At 60.5% G+C, this 20682-nt stretch carries 19 protein-coding genes; 15 read left to right on the forward strand and 4 right to left on the reverse strand.

Annotated features, from left to right (window positions below; translation table 11 throughout):
• A partial coding sequence (locus PH551_RS10365) for an AraC family transcriptional regulator (protein ID WP_285192921.1) occupies nt 1–921 on the reverse strand: 921 nt, incomplete at its 3' end.
• Between the two features lie 110 nt (nt 922–1031).
• Here PH551_RS10365 and PH551_RS10370 point away from each other — a divergent pair.
• Nucleotides 1032–1979 carry a quinone oxidoreductase family protein gene (locus PH551_RS10370; RefSeq protein ID WP_285192922.1) on the forward strand — a complete coding sequence of 316 codons (948 nt, stop codon included), beginning with the start codon at nt 1032–1034 and terminating at the stop codon, nt 1977–1979.
• Nucleotides 1980–2219: 240 nt separating this feature from the next.
• Here the strand turns inward: PH551_RS10370 and PH551_RS10375 are convergent, their stop codons facing one another.
• Nucleotides 2220–3116 (reverse strand): LysR family transcriptional regulator, encoded by an 897-nt coding sequence (locus PH551_RS10375; RefSeq protein ID WP_285192923.1) that lies wholly within the window; start codon nt 3114–3116, stop codon nt 2220–2222.
• Nucleotides 3117–3217: 101 nt separating this feature from the next.
• Here PH551_RS10375 and PH551_RS10380 point away from each other — a divergent pair, with 101 nt between their 5' ends.
• Nucleotides 3218–3976 (forward strand): SDR family NAD(P)-dependent oxidoreductase, encoded by a 759-nt coding sequence (locus tag PH551_RS10380; RefSeq protein ID WP_285192924.1) that lies wholly within the window; start codon nt 3218–3220, stop codon nt 3974–3976.
• A 342-nt stretch (nt 3977–4318) separates the two neighbouring features.
• On the opposite strand, the gene PH551_RS10385 is transcribed toward PH551_RS10380, so the two are convergent.
• Nucleotides 4319–5269 (reverse strand): LysR family transcriptional regulator, encoded by a 951-nt coding sequence (locus PH551_RS10385; protein WP_097597518.1) that lies wholly within the window; start codon nt 5267–5269, stop codon nt 4319–4321.
• 98 nt (nt 5270–5367) lie between these two features.
• Between PH551_RS10385 and PH551_RS10390 the strand changes: the two genes are divergently transcribed.
• Genes PH551_RS10390 through PH551_RS10430 form a run of 9 tightly spaced genes read left to right on the forward strand, consistent with a single transcriptional unit; the run spans nt 5368 to nt 14742 of the window.
• Nucleotides 5368–6243, forward strand: coding sequence for a dioxygenase family protein (locus PH551_RS10390; RefSeq protein WP_285192925.1), 876 nt, complete (start codon nt 5368–5370; stop codon nt 6241–6243).
• Complete coding sequence (locus PH551_RS10395; RefSeq protein ID WP_285192926.1) at nt 6240–7301, forward strand: maleylacetate reductase; 1062 nt, start codon at nt 6240–6242, stop codon at nt 7299–7301. The genes PH551_RS10390 and PH551_RS10395 overlap by 4 nt, the downstream gene beginning before the upstream one ends.
• 56 nt (nt 7302–7357) lie before the next feature.
• The gene (locus PH551_RS10400) at nt 7358–8638 is read left to right on the forward strand and encodes an ABC transporter substrate-binding protein (RefSeq protein WP_285192927.1); all 1281 of its coding nucleotides are present in this window, start codon (nt 7358–7360) and stop codon (nt 8636–8638) included.
• Between the two features lie 50 nt (nt 8639–8688).
• Entirely contained in the window at nt 8689–9408 is a 720-nt protein-coding gene (locus PH551_RS10405) for an ABC transporter ATP-binding protein (RefSeq protein WP_285192928.1), read from the forward strand.
• Nucleotides 9409–9410: 2 nt separating this feature from the next.
• Nucleotides 9411–10130, forward strand: a complete 720-nt coding sequence (locus PH551_RS10410; RefSeq protein ID WP_285192929.1) for an ABC transporter ATP-binding protein — start codon at nt 9411–9413, stop codon at nt 10128–10130.
• Nucleotides 10117–10980, forward strand: coding sequence for a branched-chain amino acid ABC transporter permease (locus PH551_RS10415; protein ID WP_097597505.1), 864 nt, complete (start codon nt 10117–10119; stop codon nt 10978–10980). The genes PH551_RS10410 and PH551_RS10415 overlap by 14 nt, the downstream gene beginning before the upstream one ends.
• Before the next feature lie 7 nt (nt 10981–10987).
• Nucleotides 10988–12103 (forward strand): branched-chain amino acid ABC transporter permease, encoded by a 1116-nt coding sequence (locus PH551_RS10420; RefSeq protein WP_285192930.1) that lies wholly within the window; start codon nt 10988–10990, stop codon nt 12101–12103.
• Nucleotides 12096–13850, forward strand: a complete 1755-nt coding sequence (locus PH551_RS10425; RefSeq protein ID WP_285192931.1) for an FAD-dependent oxidoreductase — start codon at nt 12096–12098, stop codon at nt 13848–13850. Before PH551_RS10420 ends, PH551_RS10425 begins: the two co-directional genes overlap by 8 nt.
• Before the next feature lie 7 nt (nt 13851–13857).
• Nucleotides 13858–14742, forward strand: a complete 885-nt coding sequence (locus tag PH551_RS10430) for an intradiol ring-cleavage dioxygenase (RefSeq protein ID WP_285192932.1) — start codon at nt 13858–13860, stop codon at nt 14740–14742.
• A gap of 157 nt (nt 14743–14899) precedes the next feature.
• On the opposite strand, the gene PH551_RS10435 is transcribed toward PH551_RS10430, so the two are convergent.
• On the reverse strand, nt 14900–15940 hold the full coding sequence (locus PH551_RS10435) for a LysR substrate-binding domain-containing protein (protein WP_285192933.1): 1041 nt from the start codon (nt 15938–15940) through the stop codon (nt 14900–14902).
• A 53-nt stretch (nt 15941–15993) separates the two neighbouring features.
• Here PH551_RS10435 and PH551_RS10440 point away from each other — a divergent pair, with 53 nt between their 5' ends.
• The 4 genes from PH551_RS10440 to PH551_RS10455 all read left to right on the forward strand — a co-directional run bounded on the left by PH551_RS10440 (nt 15994) and on the right by PH551_RS10455 (nt 20640).
• Nucleotides 15994–16965: an ABC transporter substrate-binding protein gene (locus PH551_RS10440; RefSeq protein WP_285192934.1), complete on the forward strand. Its 972-nt coding sequence runs from the start codon at nt 15994–15996 to the stop codon at nt 16963–16965.
• Nucleotides 16966–17075: 110 nt separating this feature from the next.
• Nucleotides 17076–18128 (forward strand): ABC transporter permease, encoded by a 1053-nt coding sequence (locus tag PH551_RS10445; RefSeq protein ID WP_285192935.1) that lies wholly within the window; start codon nt 17076–17078, stop codon nt 18126–18128.
• Nucleotides 18125–19216, forward strand: coding sequence for a betaine/proline/choline family ABC transporter ATP-binding protein (locus PH551_RS10450; RefSeq protein WP_285192936.1), 1092 nt, complete (start codon nt 18125–18127; stop codon nt 19214–19216). The genes PH551_RS10445 and PH551_RS10450 overlap by 4 nt, the downstream gene beginning before the upstream one ends.
• Entirely contained in the window at nt 19213–20640 is a 1428-nt protein-coding gene (locus PH551_RS10455) for an aldehyde dehydrogenase family protein (protein WP_285192937.1), read from the forward strand. Before PH551_RS10450 ends, PH551_RS10455 begins: the two co-directional genes overlap by 4 nt.
• Nucleotides 20641–20682 lie beyond the last annotated feature (42 nt).

Genomic DNA, 20682 nt, shown 5'->3' on the forward strand with positions numbered 1-20682 from the left:
TGTGCCAAGTTGTTCCTTACCCCTGCCGAACTGCCTGGGCGGCCGGCCCATAACACGCTTGAAAGCGGTATTGAAGGAATGCTCCGACGCATATCCGAGCGAAGCCGAAATCTGTGCGATGGACTCCCTTCCTTGAGAGAGTCTCTCTGCCGCCGACATCATGCGTCTCTGCGTGAGATATGACATAGGGGTCTCTCCGACGCGTCTTCGGAAATGATTTGCGAAACTCGAACGCGACATTCCGGCCTTGTCGGCAAGCGCTTCCAGAGTCCAGGCGCGTGACGGCTCGGAATGCATCGCCTCCATAGCCTTTCTTAGGCGGGCGTCCGAAAGGGCGGCGAACCAGCCGACCTCCGCCTCACACACCGTTTCGAGGTAAAGTCGTAACGCTTGGGCCAGGATCATGTGCGACAGGTTCTGGGCGACGGACATCGCCCCCGGCTTCATCTCCTTCAGCTCCGCCATCATGAGGTCGAGGTAGAGCCGCAGCCTGGCCTTATCTGACGACGTATCGATGCGAATGAGCGGAGGCAGGGTTTTCAGCATGAATGCCGCATGGCGCCCATCGACCTCAAATCGGCTGCCGACTAAGAGGACGTCTCCGCCGCCATTATAGGTGACGACTTCTCCACTGCGGTTGGGATCAAGCACTTCGCTCGCTCGTCTCGGCTCGACCTGAGGGTCACTCGCGATGTGGACTGGTCGACCGCTAGGAAGAACAAAGCAATCCCCGGCAGACACTTTCAGCGCCCCGCCGATGCCCTCTATCGAGAGCCAGCATTCGCCTTTCATTACCGCATAGCATTTTATCCTCCCTGCGAGATCATCGAGCGTCAATGCCCACTGACCGCCCGCATCGAATCCGGCGGTTATATAGCTCCGAGGCTTCAAAAGACTGAGAAGTTCGGAAAGGACATCCATTGTCAGCCCCCAATTTGGACGATGGCGAACAAACTTGCGACTTCAAGGCATAGAGCGTTCAGGTGCGAAGGTCTACCAAGCTGGGAGCAGACAATAAGGAGCTCAACCACATGAAAGCTGCAGTCGTTAACGCCTTTGGTGTCACGCCGTCATTCCAGGAATTCCCCGAACCGGAAGCCGGCGATGGCGAGACGGCCGTCACCGTCGAGGCTGCCGCGATCAGCCCAATCGTCAAGCTACTCGCCTCCGGCCGTCACTACACTAGCACCGCAAAGGCCGGGTTCGTTCCGGGCGTGGATGGTATAGGGCGGGATGCCGACGGCAAGCGCGTCTACTTCCTTTTCCCGAAGGCACCTTTCGGCTCGCTGGCACAGAAATCACTGTCGGCCCGAGCTATGACCGTTCCGGTTCCCGACATCCTCCCAAGCGATCGAGCTGCGGCCTTGGCGACAGGCGCGCTGGCGTCCTGGGTGGCGCTGTCGCGCCGGGCCAAGCTGCAGAAAGGTGAAACTGTCCTCATTGTCGGCGCAACTGGCTCGTCGGGCAGCATGGCAATTCAGACTGCCCGGCATTTCGGCGCAACCAAGATTGTCGCCGTCGGCCGCAACAATCAGAAGCTCGATAGGCTCGATGCGGACGTCCAGATCGCGCTGGACGACGGAGCGGATCATTTGCTGCGCGCGCAGTTCGACCACGGCATCGACGTCGTTCTCGACTTTGTCTGGGGTGAACCCGCCGTTCGGATCCTTCAGGCGGCAACCAAGGACCGGGGGTCCCGCCTCGGCGAACCGCGTCTGCGCTATGTCCAGTTGGGTACGATGGCGGGCTCGGAAATCCCTATCAGAGGAGATATGCTTCGCAGTACCGGGCTCGAGCTGATGGGCAGCGGTATTGGGAGCGTTGCCGTGACCGACCTGTTGGCCTGCGCAGGCGAGCTTCTGGAGGCAGCCCCCGCAGCAGGCTTTGATACCGATTTTGCGAGTGTGCCCTTGAGTAAGATTGGGGAGGCCTGGAACGACGATTCCAATAGGCGCTACGTCATCTTGCCGGCGCAATGATCCTCAGAACAATTCACCCGAAGCGAAATGCGCTTCGGGCGGATTGCGGACTTCGGCAAACCGCCCCGGACTGGCCGCTTTTGTCTCTTGCATTCGGGATGCAGTCAGACCGCAGGCGGGCGTTGGAACTGGCGGAGCATACTACAGAGATATGAAAATGTGCGGCCTCGCTCTACAGCGGGGCCGTGCCTCGTCGGGAGCCGCTATGCGCCCATTTGTCGACATTGATGAAGGACTTGTCTAACCTTCCTTACGTGGCAAGCCGAATTCAGAAATTGCAAATGAAACGATGCTTCGTAGACGCGGCGTCATGCGGCGATCACGATGGTAGATCAGCGACATTGATCGCTCGCGCAGATCCCAATCAGAGAAGAGCCGAACGAGGAGGCCGGCCTCTATATCCGCACGCAGCAAGATGGAGGGTTGCATAATCACGCCCAGCCCAGCGCGCGCTGCCATGCGAACAGCTTGACCGCTATTGACCGTCACAGACGTTCGCGGTTCGACTTCGATCTCGTCGTCACCTTTCACCAATTTCCATGGTGACCTCGCCGCTGGGGTAAAGCTGATGGCATCATGATCGCGAAGGTCACGTGGATGGTCTGGATAGCCTCGTTGTGCGAGGTATTCTGGCGCAGCACAGATCACCATCCGGTAGGGGGCAAGTGGGCGTGCTATCAGACGGCTATCGGGTAATTTTCCGATGCGAAACGCGATATCGAAACCCTCGTCCACGATATCGACGTTGCGATCAGACAGATCGATATCGAGCGTTACATCTGGAGCTATTTCACGATAGCGCGGTAACGCCGGTATCAGAACTTCCGCGCCAAAGGTGGTCGGCGCCGTGATCTTCAGCCGCCCCCGCGGCTTTGCTAGAGATGCCTCGGCATGCTCGTCAGCGACGGCCACACGCTCCAGAATATCCCTGCACTGTTCCACGTAGCTCGACCCGAAGTCCGTCAAGCTCTGCCGGCGCGTAGTTCTATTCAGAAGACGCGTTCCAAGTCGCTCCTCCAATGCCGCCACATGTTGTCCGACCATCGCAGGTGACATAGCAAGCTTGGCAGACGCTGCGGTCATCGAGCCTTCCTCCACAGTTCTCAAAAAAACTTGCATCGAGCGAAATAAGTCCATTCAATAGTTTTCCTTTCATATGAATAAAATCTCGCACCAATTATCATCCTCCGCCGATGGAATACACATGCTCTGACAACGCGATCAAGGAGAGCGAGATAATGCAGAGCAGATTTACGGGTAAAACAATCCTCATTACGGGCGCCGGAACTGGCATGGGCCGGACAGCAGCTCTTCGTCTTGTTGCGGAAGGCGGTCAGGTTGCTCTGATCGGGCGGCGTCCCGAACCGATCAATGAACTTCGCTCGGAAATCGAAAAGGCTGGCGGCGCCGCGATCGCAATTTCCTGTGACATTGCAGATAACAGTTCGGTTGAGGCGGCCGTGCAGGCGACTGTGTCTCACTTCGGGAAACTGGATGGCCTTTTTGCCAATGCTGGCGTGTTGGGCGAATTCAAGCCGTTGGATAAGACCGACGTCGATGAGTTGGACACCTTAATCGCGACCAACCTTCGCGGCACATTTTTCACGATCAAGCACTGCCTGTCCCTCCTGGCCAATGGCAGCATTCTGATAAACGCCTCTTGGACCGCGGCCGGCGTGATGCCTGGTGCCGGAGCCTACGCCAGCACTAAAGGCGCGCTACTTGCAATGATGCACACTTTGGCGGTCGAACAAGGTCCACGAAACGTCCGTGTGAATGCCATCAATCCGGGCATTATTTTGACGCCAATGGCGGACGACGTCATTGACCCAGCTTTTGCCATGGCTCTAGCCAACCACACGCCTCTTCGTCGGAATGGCAGGTCAGAAGATGTAGCAGGCGCAGTAGCCTGGCTGCTTTCGGATGATGCGGCTTTCGTCACAGGTCAGGAGATCACCGTTGATGGTGGTTTCACCATAGGCGGCATCAGGCTGTAATCCGAGCCGACCTCCTCAGTTCTGAATCCACGAGACACAACTCGCAACCTGGCTCGGTCCAAGCTTGCGAGTTTTAAGATCTCCGCCTTCGGGTCAGATCAGGACCTCAATTCCTTCAGATTGTACGTCAGCAATCTCGGTTGCGACGCCGAAAGCTGCCAGTCCACTGTCGGCCCCAAATCGGTCATTCCTTCTCGGCCGCAGCCGAGCCTGCTGCTGGAACATTTGAGATAGTGGGCTTCTAGCCAAGAACGCGGTCTCGGTTCGTCCGTCAACTGCAAAAGCAAATCTTAGATCACTGCTGCAGGCTTGTGGCAGACCCGACTGATTTTAACGGGGCTCTCAAACTCCCCAAATCACCGACTCCTCATGACGTTTGATCAAGTGCCGAAGATCCTGGAAACCCAGGCGGACGAATTCGGCAAATTGATCGACGGCGGGAGCTCGTGGAGCATCGACGCGCTTGAGGATCGCAAGTGCGCGCTCTGGGTGAGGGATCGTGATTGGCAGTGCGGTGATCGTCTTTTCCTTGCGCTGCGCGAAGACGACGCTGTGCGGCATGATGGTCAGCGCATCGGCCGATTTCAGGTAGTTGATTACACTCATCAGCGAGCCGCCGCTGTAGCGGATCTTGATCTCGGTGGCGCCGAAGGAGAGCAGCAGTGCGCGCAGGTCCGCCAGCAGCGGGCTTCCCGGTGGCGGCGCAATCCACGGATAGTCGAGCAGATGGCTCGGCTGCGGCCGCCGTTTCAGAAGCAGCGGATGGGTTACCCGACAGGCCACGACATTGCGGCCCGGGAGGATCTGCTGGAATTCGAGCCCGGAACCCTCGTCGAGTATGTCGATCGGGCATATGGCGAGGTCGATCTGATCTGCCTTCAGCGCTGCGCGCAGATCCGGGAAATAACCGTAGCTTTGATCGATCCGCACGTCCGGACGGCTTGTCTGAAACTCCGCGCACAGCCCGGCAATCAGCGCATCCATGAAGAAGGGCGTGCCGCCGATCCGTACGACGCCGCTCTTGCCGACGCGGAAGCTTTCGACGAGATCGGAGGCCTTGCGCGAGGCTGCGAGCATGACGAGGCCGTGCTCGGCGAGCGAAAGGCCAAACGGCGTCGGCTGCAATGGCCGGCGACCCTTGACGAAGAGCGGCTCGGCCACGCGCTTCTCCAACATGGACAAGGTGCGCGACACGGCAGGCTGAGCGAGGCCTAGTAAGGCCGCACCTTCGGTTACGCCGCCTGTTTTGACAACGGCGGCAAGCTGGATCAGGTGACGTTCATCGAACTTCATAACGATCCGTTATATTGTTTTGCAACAAAATCATCAATCCATGCAATTCCGACTGCTAGTATCAATCTCGGATACACGTGAGATCGTGGAGGATGGGCATGGCGGAGCGTGCAAAGGCGCTCACATTCAGCGAGGCGACGTCGGCCGAGGTTTTCTCGGAACGCTTCTCCGCCGGCAGTGACGGCAATCTGTCACGGCTGATCGCTGCCGCCGTCATCCATGTTCATGATCTCATCAAGCAGTTTCGCCCGACCCAGGACGAGTGGCGCAAGGTCATTGCCTTCCTGACCGATGTCGGCCATGCCTCGGACGAGCGGCGACAGGAATGGGTGCTTCTGTCCGATCTCATCGGCGCGTCGGCCCTGGTCGAGGAAATCAATTCGCGGCGACCGAAAGCGGCGACGCCGAATACCATTCGCGGACCGTTTTTCCGCAATGATGCGCCAGCAAGCGTATCGGGCTCTTCGATCTCGCTTGACGGCATCGGCGAGCCGCTGGCGGTGGCCGTGCGGGTGCAGGATCTCGATGGCCTGCCGATCGCAGGTGCAGAGGTCGTAACCTGGCAGGCGAATGCCGAGGGCTTTTACGAGAACCAGCAGCCGGATTTGCAGCCGGAACATAATCTGCGCGGCCTCTTCCATACCGATATCGACGGACGGTTCCATTATCGCTCCGTCATGCCGTCGGGTTATGGCGTGCCGGACGATGGCCCGGTCGGGCGGCTGCTCGCCGAGGCGGGCTATCCGCTGCGTCGCCCGGCGAACCTGCATTTCGTCGTTCGTGCCAAGGGCTTCGAGACGATCACCACCCAGATTTACGATGCGAGCGATCCACACCTTGGCGAAGACGCCCTCTTCGGCGTGCGGCCCGAGCTCATTGTCTGCTTCGAGCCGTCCGAGATCGATGGACAGCCCGCCAAGGCGTTGAGCCTCACCTTCGTGATGGTGCGAGCAAAGCCGGGGAGGGCGGCATGACCCGGGATTTTTCCTATGCGGGCAGTCCCGCCCAAATCGTCTTCGGTGCCGGCAGCCGCAATCGGGTCGCGCAATGGGTCGCCAAAGCCGGCCGCAAGCGGGCCTTGATCCTCTCGACGCCGCATCAGAAGGCTGATGCAGACGCGCTGGCCGAAGAGATCGGGCCGCTTGCCTGCGGCGTCTTCTCGGGCGCGACCATGCACACGCCCGTCGAGGTGACGGAGGCGGCGATGCGGGTGGTGGCGGAAACCGCGGCGGACTGCGTCGTCTCCCTCGGCGGCGGATCGACAACGGGGCTCGGCAAGGCGATTGCCTATCGCACCAATCTTCTCCAGATCGTCATTCCCACGACCTATGCCGGCTCGGAGGTGACGCCGATCCTCGGGCAGACCGAAGCCGGCCGCAAGACGACGGTGCGCGATGCCAGCATATTGCCGGAGATCGTGATTTACGATCCCGAGCTGACGCTCGGCCTGCCGGTCGCCATGAGCGTGACGAGTGGCCTGAACGCCATGGCCCATGCCATCGAAGGGCTTTACGCGCAAGACCGCAATCCGATTTCCAGCCTGATGGCGCTGGAAGGCCTGCGCGCCTTTGCCCGAAGCCTGACGGTTATCGTCAACGATCCCAAGAACGCTGAGGCGCGCAGCGATGCCCTTTACGGCGCCTGGCTCTGCGGCTCGGTGCTCGGCACGGTCGGCATGGCGTTGCATCACAAGATTTGTCATACGCTCGGCGGTTCCTTCGATACGCCGCATGCCGAAACCCATGCGGTGATGCTGCCGCATACGGCCGCCTTCAATGCCGCAGCCGCGGCATCGGAGCTGGCAGGCGCGGCCGATATTTTCGGCGGCGCCATCGGTGGCGGGCTCTGGGATTTAGCCAGGGCGATCGGATCGCCCTTATCGCTCAAGGAATTCGGTCTGACAGAAAATGATCTCGATCGCGCGGCTGCGATCGCTGTCGAGAATCCCTACTGGAATCCGCGACCGATCGAACGGAACGCGATCCGCCAGCTTCTGCAGGACGCTTGGGAGGGCCGGCGGCCGACGGACTGAGACACAGGCGCCTGCGGGCGCGCTCTTTGGGAGGAGAGACAATGGGAGGAGGAAACATGTTCACGAGACGCGATTTTCTGAAGACGACGGCGGCCGGCGGCGCATTGATTGCAACGTCGGGCCTGCCCATGCCGGCGATTGCCAAGAATGCGGCAATCAAGCTTGGCTATGTCAGCCCGCAGACGGGGCCGCTCGCCGCTTTCGGCGAGGCCGACAAGTTCGTCATCGATGCCTTTCTGGCGACGACGAAGGCAAAGGGCCTGAACTACGAGGTCGTGGTCAAGGACAGCCAGTCGAACCCGAACCGCGCTGCCGAGGTCGCAAAGGAGCTGATCGTCGACAGCCAGATCAACCTGATGCTCGTATCCTCGACGCCGGAGACGACCAATCCGGTTTCCACGACCTGCGAGGGCGAGGAGATGCCGTGCATTTCCACGGTCGCGCCGTGGCAGCCCTGGTTCATCGGCCAGCAGGGCAATCCCGGCGATCCGGCCTCCTGGAAGCCCTTCAATTACGCCTATCATTTCTTCTGGGGCCTTGAGGATATCATCGCCGTCTTTACAGGCATGTGGAGCCAAATCGAGACGAATAAAAAGGTCGGTGGCCTGTTCCCGAATGATGGTGACGGGAATGCCTGGGGCGACAAGGTCGTCGGCTTCCCGCCGGTTCTGGAAAAGCTCGGCTACGGACTGACGGATACCGGCCGCTACCAGAACCTCACGGATGATTTCTCGGCGCAGATCAATGCCTTCAAGCAGGCAGGCACCGATATCCTGACCGGGGTGATGATCCCACCCGACCTCACCACTTTCTGGAACCAGGCCAAGCAGCAAGGCCTGAAGCCCAAGGTCGCCTCGATCGGCAAGGCGCTTCTCTTCCCGCAGACCGTCGAAGCGTTGGGAAATGCCGGGCACAATCTCTCGACCGAGGTTTGGTGGACCCCGACGCATCCGTTCAAATCGTCGCTGACGGGCGAGACCGCAGCCGCCGTGGCGGCTGCCTTCACCAAGACAACCGGCCGACCATGGACCCAGCCGATCGGCTTTGCCCATGCACTGTTCGAGCTCGCCGTCGATGTCATGACGCGGAGCGAGGATGCGAGCGATGGCGATGCCGTCGCCAAGGCGATCGGCGAGACCAAGCTCGACACGCTCGTCGGGCCGGTTGCCTGGGGCAACGAGAAACTGCCGCCGTTCGCGCAAAAGAATGTCGCCAAGACGCCGCTGGTCGGCGGCCAATGGCGGCTGAAATCCGGCGGCGGCTACGATCTCGTCGTCGTCGAAAACGGGCTGGCGCCGAACGTACCGCTTGGCGGCAAGCTCGAAGCCCTTGCGTGAAAGGAGGGTTGCCCGGCACTCGGTCGGGCGGCCGCCAACGGAGAACGACAATGCCCCTACTGGAATTGAAGGGAGTCTCGAAGTCGTTCGGCGCGCTCGTCGTCGCCGAGGATATCGGCTTCTCTGTCGAGCCTGGCGAGGCGCTCGGCGTCATCGGGCCGAACGGCGCCGGCAAATCGACGCTGTTCAACCTTATCAACGGCAATCTCTCCGTTGCCGGAGGATCGATCCAGTTCGACGGCCGCGATGTCACCCATGTGCCGCCGATGCAACGTTGCCTTGCCGGCATGGGCCGCACCTTCCAGATCCCGCAGCCTTTCGCGCGTCTGACGGCCTATGAAAACCTGCTGGTTGCCGGTGCTTTCGGTGCCAAGGCGAGGGAAAGCGATGTCTCGGCTTCGTGCGCGGACATCCTTGTCGAGACCGGCTTGATCGCCAAAGCCAATGTGCCTGCCGGATCGTTGACCCTGCTTGAACGCAAGCGGCTGGAATTGGCGCGTGCGCTCGCCACCCAGCCGAAGCTGTTGCTTCTCGACGAGATCGCCGGCGGATTGACGGAAGGCGAATGCCGCCAGCTCGTCGCGACGATCAAGCGGGTTCACCAGCGCGGCATCGCCATCATCTGGATCGAGCATGTGCTGCATGCTCTTACAGCTGTGGCCGAGCGCATCCTCGTGCTCAATTTCGGCCGGGTGATCGGCATCGGCAAGCCCGATGCGATCATGGGTTCGAGCGAGGTGCGCGAAATCTATCTCGGGATGGAGGTCTGACGATGAGCCTCATCGAAACTCGCGGCCTAACGGCCTCCTACGGCGATTTCCAGGCCGTGCTCGGGGTTGATATCAGGCTTGAGGCGGGCGAGACCATCGCCATTATCGGCGCCAATGGCGCGGGGAAATCGACATTGATGCGCTCGATCGCCGGTGTCATTGCCAACAAGCCCGATATGGTCCTGCACCATGGCGAGCCGATTGGGGCAATGCTTGCATCCGATGTCGTGCGGCGCGGCATCGCGCTCGTGCCGGAGGGGCGGAAGTTGTTCCCGTCGCTGTCGGTCGAGGAAAATCTGCAGATCGGCCGCTATGGCCGCCGCGTCGCTGGACCTTGGACGCTCGACAGCATCTATTCGCTATTTCCGGTCCTGAAGGAGAGACGCCGCAATCCGGCGACGGCGCTCTCGGGCGGGCAACAGCAGATGGTCGCCATCGGCCGGGCGCTGATGTCCAATCCGGAGGTTCTTCTGTGCGACGAGCTGAGCCTCGGCCTCGCCCCCGTGGTCATCAAGGACATTTATGCCGCCTTTTCCCATATCCGTGCTGCGGGTGCGGCCACCGTCATCGTCGAGCAGGATATCGCCCAGGCGCTGAAGGTGGCCGATCGTATCTACTGCATGATGGAGGGCCGCATCACCCTGACTGGCCGTCCCGCAGAACTCGATCGCGCCGATATCCATGCGGCCTATTTTGGAGCGGACACCCATGAACTGGCTTGATACGCTTCTGCAAGGTGTTCTGCTCGGGGGGCTCTATGCGCTGTTCGCGGCAGGTCTCAGCCTCGTCTTCGGCATCATGCGCCTGGTCAATCTCGCCCATGGCGATCTCATCGTCCTGGCGGCGTTCCTGATCCTGGTACTTGTCTCTTTGTTGGGGCTCAATCCGTTCCTGGCTGCGCTGATCGCCGCACCCTTGATGTTCGCCGTCGGTTGGCTGCTGCAATATCACCTGCTGAACCGCACCCTTGGCAAGGACATCCTGCCACCCTTGCTCGTCACCTTCGGCCTGTCGATCGTCATTCAGAACGGTCTGTTGGAGGGCTTCACGGCCGATAGCCGGCGGATCTCCGCGGGCGCCCTCGAAACGGCTTCACTGCAATTCGGGGGTGTGGGCGCCGGCCTGATGCCCCTCATCACCTTTGCCTCGGCAGTCCTCGTCATCGTCGGTCTCAACCAGCTCATCTACCGCACCGAGCTCGGCTGCGCCTTTCGAGCCACCTCGGACGATGTGGTGACGGCGAGCCTGATGGGCATTCGGCCGAATACGATCTTCGCCGTCGCGACCGGGCTTGCGATGATGATCGTGACGGTTGCTGCCCTTTATCTCGGTATGCGGGCGAACTTCGATCCGACGGCTGGGCCGGCGCGGCTGATCTACGCCTTCGAAGCCGTTATCATCGGTGGTCTCGGCTCGCTTTGGGGCACGCTTGCAGGCGGGGTCATCCTGGGAGTTGCCCAGACGGTCGGCGCTGCGGTCAATCCCGAATGGCAGATTCTTGCCGGGCATATCGCCTTCCTGCTCGTGCTGCTCTTCCGGCCGCGCGGTCTTTTCCCTCGCGCCGTGGATTGAGGGCGCCATGACTCCGGGTTTCGAAACAATGCCGAGCGAAATTGCTGCACCGCCGGGCTGGCGGGTGGAAACGCGGACGCGGCTTTCGAGCATCTTCATCATCCTCTCGCTTGTCGCGGCGGCCGCGCTCGCCGCTGCACCCTTCATGGTGTCGCGCGGCGTCGTGCAGGATCTTTTCTTCATCCTGACGATGCTGGCGCTGGCGCAGAGTTGGAACCTGCTTGCCGGCTATGCCGGACTGATCTCGGTCGGGCAGCAGCTCTTTGTCGGCTCCGGCGCCTATGCGCTGTTCGGCTTCGTCATTCTTGCCGGTGTCGACCCGATCCTTGCCATTCCGCTCGCCGGCCTCTTTGCAATGCTGATCGCAGCGCCGGCCGCCTTCTTTTCCTTCCGGCTTTACGGCCCCTATTTTGCGATCGGCACCTGGGTCATCGCCGAAGTCGGGCGGTTGCTGTTCGCCCAATGGAAGATGCTCGGCGGCGGAACGGGAACTTCGCTGCCGCGCGAAGCCACCAAGGATATGCTCGGTATTTCGGTGCTGCAGAACTGGTTCGGCATGCGCTCCGCGGCCGCGGCCGATGCGCTCACCTATTGGCTGGCGCTGGCTCTCGTCGCGCTGACGATCGGCTTCATCTATCGGCTGCTGCGCAGCAAGCAGGGCCTTGGCCTTGCCGCCGTGCGCGACAATGAGACAGCGGCCCGTGCGCTCGGCGTCGATGCGCGGCGGCTGAAGATCCTTGTCTATCTGGCAACCGCTTGCGTGACCGGCATGGTCGGTGCGCTCATCTACCTGCAGAAGGCGCGCATATCGCCGGATGCCGCCTTCTCGCTCACCGACTGGACCGCCTATGTCGTGTTCATTGTCGTCATAGGCGGCATCGGCACCATCGAAGGGCCGCTGGTCGGCGTGCTCGTCTTCTTCCTGCTGCAAAATGCCTTTTCGAGCTACGGCTCCTGGTATCTCCTTGCGCTCGGCGCGCTTGCTATCGTCACGATGCTGTTCGCGCCGCGGGGTCTGTGGGGTCTCATATCCAGCCGTACCGGTTGGGAACTCTTTCCGGTCCGCCGCCTGTTGAGAGGCGGATCAACGCTACATGATGAAAAGGGAGGGCCAAATGGCTGACATCACCACCGACGTTCTGATCATCGGTACGGGACCCGCCGGTTCGGCGACATCAGCGCTGCTTGCGACCTACGGCCTCGAGCCGATGGTGATCAATCGTTATCGCTGGCTGGCAAGCACGCCGCGCGCGCACATCACCAACCAGCGGACGATGGAGGTTCTGCGCGATCTCGGCCGCGACGTCGAGGAAGAGGCCTATCTCTTCGCGGTCGAACAGGATCTGATGGGGCAGAATGTCTTCTGCACGGCGGTTGCCGGCGAGGAAATCGGCCGCATGCAGAGCTGGGGCAACCACCCGCTGTCGCGTGCCGAGCACCTTCTTTCATCGCCCGCCCGCATGAACGACCTGCCGCAGACTTACATGGAGCCGCTGCTGTTCAAGACAGCTTGCTCGCGCGGCGCGCAGGCGCGCATGTCGACGGAGTATGTGAGCCATGTTCAGGATGCCGAAGGGGTCACGACCACCTGTCTCGACCGCATGACCGGCAGGGAGCTGGTGATCCGCTCGAAATTCCTGATCGGCGCTGATGGCGGCAACTCCAAGGTGGCGGAGCATGCCGGCCTGACCTTCGAAGGCAAGATGGGCGTTGCCGGCTCGATGAACATTCTGTTCGAGGCCGATCTCTCACGCTATGTCGCCCATCGCCCGTCGGTGCTTTACTGGGTGCTGCAGCCTGGCGCCGATGTCGGCGGCATCGGTATGGGCCTTGTGCGCATGGTGCGGCCATGGAACGAATGGCTGATCGTCTGGGGCTACGACATCAATCAGCCCGCGCCTCAGGTCGATGATGCTTTCGCCACCAAGGTCGTGCGCGAACTGGTCGGCGTTGCCGATCTCAAGCCGAAGATCAAATCCGTTTCGACCTGGACTGTGAACAACATGTACGCGACGAGTATGTCGAACGGTCGGGTGTTCTGCATGGGGGATGCCGTCCATCGCCATCCGCCTTCGAACGGCCTCGGCTCCAACACCTCGATCCAGGATGGCTTCAACCTCGCCTGGAAGCTCGCATTGGTCCTCAAGGGTCAGGCGGGCATGGCCCTGCTCGAGAGCTACCAGGCCGAACGTGCGCCGGTCGCCAAGCAGATCGTTACCCGCGCCAACAAGTCGATCGAGGAATTCGGCCCGATCTTCAAGTCGCTGGGTCTGCTCGATTCCGTCGATCCGGTGAAAATGCAGCAGAACATGGATGCGCGCTGCGATGATACCGCCGATGCCGAACGCCAGCGCACGGCAATCCGCGAGGCGATCGCCTATAAGGTCTATGAGTTCGACGCGCATGGCGTGGAGATGAACCATCGCTACGCTTCGAATGCCGTCGTCAAGGACGGGCAGCCGGAGCCAGCCTACGAGAAGGATGCCGAGCTGCATTTCCAACCGACGACGTGGCCGGGCGCGCGGCTGCCGCATGCCTGGCTGTTCAACGACAGCGGCAGGAAAGTATCGAGCCTCGATCTCACCGGTCATGGCGTCTTCACCCTGTTGACCGGTATCGGTGGCGACGGCTGGATTGCGGCGGCGAGGGCTTTGTCGAAGGAGTTCGGCCTGCCGATCACGACCCATAAGATCGGCCCGCGGCAGGAATGGCAGGACCTGACGGGAGACTGGGCGCGCGCCCGCGAAATCCGCGATGCCGGCGTTCTGCTCGTGCGTCCGGACCATCATGTCGGCTGGCGTTCGCATGCCGCAGTCGCCGATCCGGAAAACGAGCTGCGTCGTGTATTGAAAGCAATTCTGGATCGGTGAGGCGACAATGAGCTTTGAAGAAAAAGGCTATTTCACTGAGGAAAACTCTGTCGAGGTTGTCACCGGCCGCAACACCAATGCACTCGATGCGCGGCTGAAGCAGGTGATGGAGGTGGTGACCCGCAAGCTGCATGAGGCGGTGAAAGAGCTGGAGCCGACCCAGGACGAATGGATGGAAGCGATCCTCTTTCTCACCCGCACCGGTCACACCTGCACCGACTGGCGGCAGGAATTCATTCTGCTGTCAGACGTACTCGGCGTATCGATGTTGGTCGACGCAATCAACAACCGTAAACCATCGGGCGCGTCCGAAAGCACGGTTCTCGGCCCCTTCCATGTCGCGGATGCGCCGGAGCTTCCGATGGGCGCCAATATCTGCCTCGACCAGAAGGGTGAGGACATGGTGATCAGCGGCCGAATCCTCGATACCGAAGGCCGCCCGATCGAAAATGCGGTGCTCGACGTCTGGCAGGCGAATGACGAAGGGTTCTATGACGTCCAGCAGAAGGGCATCCAGCCCGATTTCAATTTGCGCGGCGTATTCCGCACCGGCAAGGACGGACACTATTGGTTCCGCGCGGTGAAGCCGAAATACTATCCGATCCCAGACGATGGTCCCGTGGGTCAATTGCTCGGTGCGCTCGGCCGTCACCCCTACCGACCTGCCCATCTGCACTATATCATCAAGGCAGACGGGTTCGAGACGCTGACGACCCATATTTTTGACCCCGACGATCGCTACATCCATTCCGATGCGGTCTTCGGCGTTAAGGAGAGTTTGCTGGCCGAATTCAAGCTGACGGACGACCCCACAAGGGCAGGGGAGCTCGGTTTCGCAGGATCATTCTGGCAGGTCGAGCACGATTTCGTGCTGGCGCCGGAACGAAAGTGAAAACAGGCTAGCCTACGAGCTTTCGCGGCGCTGCACGCGCAGACGAGCTCGTAGCGGCGTTGAATTCCCTTCAAGATCAAGGCAGCCTGCGATTTGAGTGGGATGAAAAACTTACTCCGCTTTCGGCGGCAGACAGCGTTCGAATTTCGGTTTGCGCTCAACTCTGTTGTTCGGCGGCATTTTCTGCCAGCACCATAAATGACGCCTTGATCCAGCCGGCGAAAGCGAGAACAGCCACCGACGGTCGCGTAGCCTTCGGCATAAGCAGGTGAAACGCATGACGTACGATTGGCTGTCCGTCAACTGGCTGGACGAGGCTACCGTTGGACAGAAACTTCCCGATCAACGGTGGGCCGATCAAAGCAAATCCCTGGCCGTCGAGTGCTGCCTGCACGAGACTCGTGTACGAATTGAGTGTGATGCCCGCGCGGGCCTTCGCCATGTCGAGACCTTGTGCGCGAAACCAGGACGACCAGCGTGTCTGTTCATCGTAGGGCCCCTCCAAATGCAGGAGGGGCTGATTGAGGAGATCCGTCGGCTGGAGATGTGTGCCTTCCGCTAGAAATGTGCTTGCGCAGGTCGGAGCAATCGCCTGCCTCGCAAGAAAGGTTGCGTCCGCTCCATCGAAAGGCGGGACGCCATAGCGAATGGCCACATCGATATTGTCTTCGAAGCCAAGATTGTTATCGGAGACGATGAAACGAAGGTCGACGTCGGGATGCAGGGTTCGAAACTCACCAAGGCGCGGTGACAGCCAGTAGGTCATGAAGCCGGGCGTCGTTCCGACATTGACGACATTGCTTTCCGCACGTTTGCTGATTTCGGTGGTTGCCCGCAGGGCACGTTCCAGAGCGTCGGAAATTGCAAGGTGATAGCGTTCGCCCTCTCGCGTCAGCTTCACCGACCGCTGCAGGCGCTGAAACAGAGTTATCCCGAGGAATTTCTCAAGCGCCTGGATTTGCTGACTGACGGCGACACGCGAGACGTTGAGCTCGCTTGCCGCTCTGGTAAAGCTGAGATGACGTCCCGCGGCCTCGAAAGTGATCAAAAGATTTGGCGGCGGCAACTTGTAGCGAAGTCTTTGCATAAAGCTGAGGTTACGCATGACGTAGGTATTTAGCAACTTGTTATCTCTTGGTCGCACCGTAATCTTTCCCTTGGTAAGCAAAAGAACGGACTGAACACCGTTCGCGTCCATGCCCGAACACCTTGCACGGACGGTCATCGGCAAAGCCAATAGGGGAACAAAAAATGAAATCATTTCTTGCAGTAGTAGGTATGGTGGGCGCGGGCCTTTTCGCGAGCACCTCTTCCGCCAGCGCTGCCTGCGGAACGGTGACGATAACGGAAATGAACTGGTCATCGGCCGCAGTCGTCACGGCGGTGTCAAGCTTCCTGATGGAGCAGGGCTACGGCTGCACCGTTAAGAAGGTTCCGACCTCGACGGTGCCTGCACTCACCTCGCTTGCCGAAACCGGTCAACCGGACATCCTGACCGAAGTCTGGCCGGGTGTCGCCGACGTGTATTACAAGCTGGAAAAAGAAGGAAAGATCGTCAAGGTCGCCAACGTTCTGTCCGATGGCGGCGTTGATGCGTGGTGGATCCCGGACTACCTGGCAGAACAACATCCCGAATTGAAGACGATCGACGGTATTCTTGCGAATCCGAATCTGGTCGGTGGCCGCTTCAACAATTGCCCTGTCGGAACCGGCTGCCGCACCTCGAGCGACAATCTGGCCAAGGCCTTCGAGCTCGAAAAGCACGGCATCGAGGTTTTCAACCATGGATCTCTCGAGACGCTCGCTGCCTCGATCGCATCGGCCTACGAGGCAAAGGAACCTTGGTTCGGCTACTACTGGGCACCGACCAGCGTGCTCGGAAAATACAAGATGGTCGAGGTCGACATGGGGCCAATCGATACCGAAAAGGCGAAGTGCAACGCCACGGCCGATTGCGCGACCCCGAGCAAGACCGGTTGGCCAAAGGCGACCGTCCTGACGACGATGGCCAAGCCGTTCTACGACAAGAACCCGGAACTGGTGGCGCTGATGAGCAAGGTCACCTTCAGCAACGAGGTCATGAACAAGCTTCTCTCTTGGCAGGAAGAGAACAAGGCGTCGGCCGACGAGACCGCTGTGCACTACCTCACAACCTACAAGGACGTCTGGCCGAACTGGCTGTCCGACGACGCCAAGACCAAAATCGCCGCCATTATCAAGTAAAGGATGTCACGGGCCCGTCCGCACCCAGGTGCTCGGCGGGCCTCTTGTCGTATCGGGCCGTCCTCGTAGACTTGCCCGGTTCAGGATAATGCTCCTTACGGAGGTGGACCATGGCGTTCTACACTGGGCTTTTCGATGGGCTGGGGCTTCGCGACTGGTGCAATGCCGGCGCGGGCAGCGGTCCGATGAGCATGGCGGAATTGCTCAAGCGAGCCAAGGAGGCCAACGATACGTCCGGCCCATCGCTTGTAGACGCACCGTTTCCGTCGCTCGATGCTTTGCATGATGCATGTCAGGCGATACCGCGCACCCGTGATCTGACGTCAGGTATCGAGAGCACTTTTCTGCATTTGCGCGTCGGCTTGAAGACGGTGCTGGATCCCCTGACGCAGCCGCTGTCATGGCTCCTGGATTTTTCGCTGCACGTCGTGGAGGTCGTTCCCTGGTGGGTGCTGGTTATTGCGCTTTTGGTGATTGTCTATCTCGCATCACGCTCGTGGGCCATTCTTGCTCTGGTGGCGGCCAGCCTCCTGGCGCTGGGCTTCGTCGACCACCTGCATTACGCCTTGCAGACGATGGTGATCGTGTTCGCCTGTACGCTGATCTGTATCGTCATCGGCATTCCCGTGGGGGTCATGATGTCGAAGAGCAAGCGCATGGAGCGGTTTTCGCTGCCGATCCTCGACATGCTCCAGACCCTTCCATCCTTCGTCTACTTGATTCCGCTGATCTTCCTGTTCTCGGTCACCGAGTCGAAGCTCTACGGAATCGCGATCATTCTTTACGCCGTCGTGCCGGTGATCCGGCTGACCAACCTCGGCGTCCGGATGGTCGACGGCAATGTCGGCGAGGCGGCTGACGCGTTCGGTCTCGATCCGTGGCAGAAGCTGATCAAGGTTGAGCTGCCGCTCGCACTTCCAAGCATCATGGCCGGCGTCAACCAGACGATCATGATGTCGCTGTCCATGGTTGTGATCGCGTCACTCGTGTCCGCGCCCGGGCTCGGCGTTCTCGTGCTGCGCGGCATCAACAATCTCGAACTCGGCGTCGGCCTCGTCGCGGGTTTCGGCATCGTCCTTCTGGCCATCAACTTCGATCGCGTCAGCAAGGCTTCCATGTCGCGCGTAAACTCCACTCTCCAACCTCGAGGGGGAGGCCATTGACCGACCAACCGAAGATATCGATCCGCAACCTTTACAAGATTTTCGGAACCAAGCCACATGAGATGGTGCCGCATGTGCGGGCCGGCATGGGCAAGGCGGAGTTGCTCGACAAGCACGGCCATGTTCTCGGCCTGCGGGACATCAATGTCGACATGAAACGGGGAGAGATCACCGTCATCATGGGCTTGTCCGGCTCGGGAAAATCGACGCTGATCCGCCACATCAACGGCCTGATCAGGCCGACCGCTGGCGAGATCCTGCTCGACGGCACCGATGTCGCGGGGCTGACCGGGGCGCCGTTACGCGAACTTCGTCGTTTCCGTATGTCCATGGTTTTCCAGAACTTCGCGCTGATGCCGCACATGCGGGTGCAGCAGAATGTGGAAATGGCGCAGCGCGCGCGCGGCGATAGCGAGGGTGACGCACGCAAGAATGCCCTGAAGTGGCTGGAGCGACTGGGCCTCAAGGGCTTCGAGAATTACTATCCGCAACAACTCTCCGGCGGCATGCAGCAGCGTGTCGGCATCGCCCGCGCGCTTGCTTCGAATTCGGACGTCATGCTGATGGACGAAGCCTTCTCGGCGCTCGATCCGCTGATTAGGACGGACATGCAAAATCTTCTGCTCGAGCTTCAGGAGGAACTCGACAAGACGATCGTCTTCATCACACACGATCTCGATGAATCCCTGAAGATCGCCGATCATCTGGTGATCCTGAAGGACGGCGTCGTCGTGCAACAGGGTGAGCCGCAGAAAATCATCCTCAATCCGGCGGATGCCTATATCGAGAAATTCGTCAACGACATCAATCTGGCGCGCGTACTGCGTGCCGAAACGATCATGACTGCAGGGGGCGTGCCCGATATCCACGTAGACGGACGGGTCGACGCCGACGACAATCTCGAACACTTGATCGCCCTATCGCAAGGCGATGTCGCCAAGTCCTTCGTGGTCTTCAAGGACGGCGTCCCGACGGGCGTGGTCAAGATGGCCGACGCCTTCAAGGCCTTGGTGCCGCGCGGTGCGCGCAAGGCGCAACCCGGCGAGCCGCCTTGCGACGACAAGCAACAGCAGGAGCATGCTCTTTGAAATATCTCGATCACTTCTACATCGACGGCCGCTTTGTCACGACCGACGGCCGGGCGCGACGCGACGTCATCAACCCTGCGACGGAACAAGTTGCGGGAACGATCGCGATGGGGACTGGGGAAGACGTCGATCTGGCGGTGAAGGCAGCACGCCGTGCCTTTGCAACCTATAGCCAATCCTCCCGCGAGGAACGGCTGGCGCTGTTTCGCCGGCTACTTTCGATCTTCGACGAACGCGCCGAGGAGCTGGCGCAACTGACGACTCTCGAGATGGGAGCGCCGATCACCTTTGCGCGGGAAGCGCAAATCGCCGGCTCGCGCGCGCATATAGCCGATGCGATCCGGATCCTCGAACATTACGAATTCGAGCGCATGGCCGGACCGACCTTGCTCTCGCTGGAGCCCGTCGGTGTCTGTGCCCTGATCACGCCGTGGAATTTCCCGGTATTGCAGATCGTCACCAAAGTCATGCCGGCGCTCGCGACCGGCTGCACGGTGGTGCTGAAGCCGAGCGAATATGCGCCGATCAGTCCGATGCTGTTTGCGGAAATCCTTCACGATGCCGGTTTTCCGGCGGGTGTCTTCAATCTGGTCAACGGCGACGGACCGACCGTCGGCGAGGCCATGTCGAGCCATTCTGGTGTCGATATGGTTTCCTTCACCGGCTCGACACGTGCCGGCGTCCAGGTGGCCAAGAGTGCCGCCGATACAGTCAAACGCGTCCATCAGGAGCTAGGCGGAAATTCCGCGAATATTCTGGTCGACGGCGTCGATCTGGAGAGCGCCGTGACGAAGGGTGTCCTTGGCGCCTATCGCAATGCTGGTCAGTCCTGCACGGCGCCGACGCGTATGCTGGTGCCGCGTCACCTGCAGGAGGAGGCGATTGCGTATGCCGGACAGGCTGCTCGGTCCGTCGTGCTTGGCGATGTCACCGACGATCGTGTCATGCTCGGCCCGGTCATGAACGAACGCCAATACCAGCGGGTGAAGTCGCTCATCGACCAGACGATCGCGGAAGGTGCAACCGTCGTTGCCGGAGGCAGCGCCCGGCCCCAGTCGCTGAGCCGGGGTTATTTCGTGCAACCGACCGTCTTTGCGGATGTCACACCTGACATGACAGCGGCGCGCGAAGAGATGTTCGGACCCGTCGTCAGCCTCATTCCGTATGACAGCGTCGAAGAGGCAATCGCAATCGCCAACGACACTCCGTATGGGTTGGCGGCCTATCTCCAGTGCGCGGACCTTTCCAAGGCGAAGGCAATCGCCAAGCAGTTGCGCGCCGGCCAGGTGGCGATCAACTATCCTGCGTGGGATGCCTCCGCGCCCTTCGGCGGTTTCAAGCAGTCCGGAAATGGTCGCGAGTGCGGCGAAGCAGGCTTCGAAGCCTTCGTGGAGTTGAAGGCAATCGGCGGTCTTCAGGCATGAAGAATGAGCGTCACCGCTGCAGTCAAGGGGTGATGGTAAAAG

Origin of the sequence: Rhizobium atlanticum (assembly GCF_030182485.1) — a bacterium.
Lineage (GTDB): Bacteria > Pseudomonadota > Alphaproteobacteria > Rhizobiales > Rhizobiaceae > Rhizobium.

Bases quoted from the DNA above. Each gene is read 5' to 3' on its own strand.
- PH551_RS10370 (WP_285192922.1), top strand. From the start codon at position 1,032: ATGAAAGCTGCAGTCGTTAACGCCTTTGGTGTCACGCCGTCATTCCAG.
- PH551_RS10375 (WP_285192923.1), bottom strand. From the start codon at position 3,116: ATGGACTTATTTCGCTCGATGCAAGTTTTTTTGAGAACTGTGGAGGAA.
- PH551_RS10380 (WP_285192924.1), top strand. From the start codon at position 3,218: ATGCAGAGCAGATTTACGGGTAAAACAATCCTCATTACGGGCGCCGGA.
- PH551_RS10385 (WP_097597518.1), bottom strand. From the start codon at position 5,269: ATGAAGTTCGATGAACGTCACCTGATCCAGCTTGCCGCCGTTGTCAAA.
- PH551_RS10390 (WP_285192925.1), top strand. From the start codon at position 5,368: ATGGCGGAGCGTGCAAAGGCGCTCACATTCAGCGAGGCGACGTCGGCC.
- PH551_RS10395 (WP_285192926.1), top strand. From the start codon at position 6,240: ATGACCCGGGATTTTTCCTATGCGGGCAGTCCCGCCCAAATCGTCTTC.
- PH551_RS10400 (WP_285192927.1), top strand. From the start codon at position 7,358: ATGTTCACGAGACGCGATTTTCTGAAGACGACGGCGGCCGGCGGCGCA.
- PH551_RS10405 (WP_285192928.1), top strand. From the start codon at position 8,689: ATGCCCCTACTGGAATTGAAGGGAGTCTCGAAGTCGTTCGGCGCGCTC.
- PH551_RS10410 (WP_285192929.1), top strand. From the start codon at position 9,411: ATGAGCCTCATCGAAACTCGCGGCCTAACGGCCTCCTACGGCGATTTC.
- PH551_RS10415 (WP_097597505.1), top strand. From the start codon at position 10,117: ATGAACTGGCTTGATACGCTTCTGCAAGGTGTTCTGCTCGGGGGGCTC.
- PH551_RS10420 (WP_285192930.1), top strand. From the start codon at position 10,988: ATGACTCCGGGTTTCGAAACAATGCCGAGCGAAATTGCTGCACCGCCG.
- PH551_RS10425 (WP_285192931.1), top strand. From the start codon at position 12,096: ATGGCTGACATCACCACCGACGTTCTGATCATCGGTACGGGACCCGCC.
- PH551_RS10430 (WP_285192932.1), top strand. From the start codon at position 13,858: ATGAGCTTTGAAGAAAAAGGCTATTTCACTGAGGAAAACTCTGTCGAG.
- PH551_RS10435 (WP_285192933.1), bottom strand. From the start codon at position 15,940: ATGGACGCGAACGGTGTTCAGTCCGTTCTTTTGCTTACCAAGGGAAAG.
- PH551_RS10440 (WP_285192934.1), top strand. From the start codon at position 15,994: ATGAAATCATTTCTTGCAGTAGTAGGTATGGTGGGCGCGGGCCTTTTC.
- PH551_RS10445 (WP_285192935.1), top strand. From the start codon at position 17,076: ATGGCGTTCTACACTGGGCTTTTCGATGGGCTGGGGCTTCGCGACTGG.